The sequence below is a fragment of the Streptomyces alkaliphilus genome, from assembly GCF_014141535.1.
Lineage (GTDB): Bacteria > Actinomycetota > Actinomycetes > Streptomycetales > Streptomycetaceae > Streptomyces > Streptomyces alkaliphilus.
The window spans coordinates 1-3,516 of the sequence record NZ_VKHT01000549.1; the positions used below are offsets into that span (position 1 = coordinate 1).

At 76.8% G+C, this 3,516-nt stretch carries 2 protein-coding genes and 1 pseudogene; 2 read left to right on the top strand and 1 reads right to left on the bottom strand.

Annotated features, from left to right (window positions below; genetic code table 11):
* On the bottom strand, nucleotides 1–1,955 hold a 1,955-nt coding region (locus tag FNQ90_RS16495; RefSeq protein WP_182607085.1), incomplete at its 3' end, for a nitrate- and nitrite sensing domain-containing protein.
* 344 nt (nucleotides 1,956–2,299) lie between these two features.
* Between FNQ90_RS16495 and FNQ90_RS16500 the strand changes: the two genes are divergently transcribed.
* Both FNQ90_RS16500 and FNQ90_RS16505 read left to right on the top strand, forming a co-directional pair.
* Complete coding sequence (locus FNQ90_RS16500) at nucleotides 2,300–3,091, top strand: protein phosphatase 2C domain-containing protein (RefSeq protein WP_182607086.1); 792 nt, start codon at nucleotides 2,300–2,302, stop codon at nucleotides 3,089–3,091.
* Nucleotides 3,092–3,214: 123 nt separating this feature from the next.
* Nucleotides 3,215–3,516, top strand: a pseudogene (locus FNQ90_RS16505) (hypothetical protein); the annotation flags it as partial.

Genomic DNA, 3,516 nt, shown 5'->3' on the forward strand with positions numbered 1-3,516 from the left:
GGCCTGTACACCGTGCCGGGCGGGGTGGGCTCGCCGGGACGGGAGAGCCAGTCGTTGAGTTCGGCGAGACGCTCGTCGGTCATCCCGATGCCCTCGTCGACGACCCGCACCACCACCCCGCCGGCCGGCGCGTCCTCCCCATCGCGGGCGACCAGCAGGACCCGGGCGTCCGCGGGCGAGAACGCGGTGGCGTTGTCGAGGAGTTCGGCCAGCAGGTGTCCCAGGTCGCGGGCGGCGAAGCCGGCCACCGCCACCGGCGGCAGCGGCTGTTCGATCTCCACCAGGTCGTGGCGCTCGATCTCGCCGATCGCCGAGCGGAGCACGTCCGGCAACGGCACCGCCCCTCCCGACGCGCCGGGGTACTCGGCTCCGGCCAGGAGCAGCAGGTTCTCCCCGTGGCGGCGCAGCCGGGCGGCCAGGCGGGCCAGGGCGAGGAGGTCGGCCCGGCGGTCGGGATCGCTCTCCGCGGCCTCCAGGCGGCCGAGCGCGGTCTCCTGCTCGCCGGTGAGGGCGAGGATGCGCTGGGCGTGGTGGGCGAAGGTGCCGTGCACGGCGCCGTCCAGATCGGCCAGACGCTCGGTGAGTTCGCGCAGCCGGCCGTCGAGGCGGTCCCGCTCGGCGACCAGACGGTCCCGTTGGGCGGCGATCTCCCCGTGGTCGCCGGCGGTCTCGGCGGCCCGGCGGTGGAGTTCGACGGTGCGGGCGTGCAGGGCGTTGACGGCCGTGACGATCTCGGCGAACTCGTCGTTGCGGCCGGTGTAGCGCACCGGTTCCTCGCCCGCCGGGTCTGCGGCCACCCGGCGGCTGCCCAGCCGCACGGCGGCCAGGGGGCGGGTGAGGGAGCGGGCGGTGTGCACGCCGGCGCCGATGACCAGCAACAGGGCGGCGGCCAGCAGCACGATCCGCAGTTGCAGGGCGGTCAGGTCGTCGTCGCGCACCGTCTCCAGGCCGGCGACCCGGGCGGCGCTCAGGGAGGAGAGCACGCCGCGCTGGAGTTCGGTGCGGGCGGCCAGCGCGGCGCCGGGGTCACCGACGACGGGGGCGGCCCCGTCCCCTTCGGATTCGGCGGATCCGTCGTCGGGGTCCGCCGGGAGGAGCGCGGGGGCGTCCAGGGGGTTGAGGAGGAATTCCGCGAGGAAGCTCTCGGCGGCGGCGGCCTCGGGGCCGGAGACGGTGCGCTCGTACCCCTCGGCCGCCTCGGTTCCGGCCGCGTCGAGGAAGTCCCGCACCGCGGCCGCCTCCCGGGCACCCGCCACGCGGGCCGCGGCCAGGAGTTCCGCGCCGCCCTCCTCGTCCAGGGCGGCGGCGGTCAGCAGGGCGCGGGTGGCGGAGGAGGCGTCGACGGCGCGGGCCAGGTCGGGCAGCGCACCGGCCGCCGGGGCACCGGAGCGCTCGGGACGGACGAGGGAGACCGAGCGGGTCAGGGCGTCGAGCCCGCGCACGATGTCGCTGTAGGCACGGTGGACCTCCAGCGGGGAGAGGGCGCCCGAGGCCACCTCGGCCCGCAGGGTGGGCAGGTCGTCCAGGAGCGCGCGGGGCTCCGCCGGGAGATCGGGGAGCAACTCCTCGAGGCGGCGGTCGGTGCGCTCGAAGGCGGCGGTGTCGGGGGGCGCGGCGCCGGCCGCCTCGTCCCCGGCCGCCCGGGCACCGGAGACCACCAGCAGGTCCCGCTCGTCGGCTATCACCCGGGAGAGGGAGACCGCGCCGCGCGCGGTGTCGGCCTGTTTGAGCAACTCCTGGGAACCGGAGAGACGTTGGCTCGCGTCGATCATCACGGGGGCACCCGCGGCGAGGACCGCCACGGAGCCGAGGGCGACACCGAGGAGCAGCCGGTTGCGCACCCGCACGCGCTTTCCGGGCAGGGCCGCGCCGGGCCCGGCGGGAGGCGCGGGAGCCGGAGTGGTCGCGGGGGTCGCCGGCTCGGCGGCGGGATCGGGCCGTGTGGTCTTCCGCACCTGTGCTCGCAATCTCGTCCCGGCCGGTGGGACACCGGAGGGGTCCGGAGGGTCGGGGTCCGGTCGGCGGACGCGCGCAGCTTACTGCACCACCAGGGACGGGCTTCCGGCAGTGGGTGTTCGCTTTCACCGGTTTCCCGAGCGTCCACGGCCCTCCGGTGAACGCACCACGATCGATGATCGACCGGATCGGAACGGTCGGGGCCGGATTCCGTTCCGGTCGAACCCCGGACCACGCCGAACCGCCGCCCCGGACCACCAACCCGGACCACCAACCCGGACCGCCACGCCGGGGCCGGTGCGGACCCTCCCCGCCGGCGCGCCGGCCCGGGACACTGGGCCGCATGCACGTGCGCGCAGCCGTCCGGCCCGCCGGTCCCTCCCGCCCCTGCGAGGACTTCGCGGCGGCCCTCTCCACCGGGGACGGCGGCGCGCTGGTGGTCCTGGACGGCGTGACACCGCCGGTCGGCGGGGACGGCTGTTCCCACGGGGTGCCGTGGTTCGTCAACCGGCTCGGCGGGGCACTGCTGGAGGCCACCGCGCGGCGCCCGGAGGTGCCCCTCACCGAGTGCCTGGCCCGGGCCATCACCCGCGTCGCCGCCGCCCACCGGGCGACCTGTGACCTTTCTCACCCGCGAACGCCGCAGGCCACGGTGGTGCTGGCCCGGTGGTCGGAGCGGACGGTGGAGCACCTGGTGTTGTGCGACTCGGTGTTGCTGATCCGGGATCCGGAGGGCGGGGTGCGGCCGGTGCACGACGCCCGGCTGGAGACCTGCCGGGCCCGGGCGCGCGAACGCGTCGCCGCCGAACGCGTGGCCTTCCTGGAGGGACTGCGCAACGCCCCGGACGGTTTCCCGACCGCCGCCGCCGATCCGACCGTCGCCGATCGGGCCCTGGCCGGCACCACTTCCCGCAAGCGGGTCTCCGCGCTCGCCGCGCTGACCGACGGCGCCACCCGCTGGACCGACACCTTCGCCCTCGGGGACTGGACCGCGCTGTTCGACCTGCTGCTCACCGGGGGGCCCGAACGACTGCTGGAGGAGGTGCGGGGGGCGGAGGCCACCGACCCGACGTGCCGGGCCTTCCCGCGCGGGAAGGTGAGCGACGACGCGGCCGCGGTGCTCGTCGCTCCCTGATCCGCGCCGGGAACCGGGCCGACCCCCGGCCCCCGGGCACGGTTCCGGTCATCGTCGGCCGACACCCGACCGCCCGGGCGAAAACCCGGCGACGCCCGGCCACCGCGGGTACGGTGTGCGGGCATGAACCGCTTGCCGGTCGAGTCGCGTGCCGCCGACTCCGGCCCCATCCCGACACCCGTCGCGCCGCCCGCGCCGCAACCCGCCCCGGACCCGGGGGCGGAGCCCCGGGTGGTGGATCGCCGGGTCGGCTCCCTCGGCGAGCTCGTGCTGCGCCGGCACGGCGGGGTGTTCCAGGTGATCGCCAACGGCTGCTTCCTGATGGACACCTCGGACGGGCGCTCCGAGCGCCTGTTGGTGCGCGCCGCCCGCGAACTCCTCGTCGGGCGCGGGTCGGTCCCCCCGCTCCGGAATCCGTCGCCGGC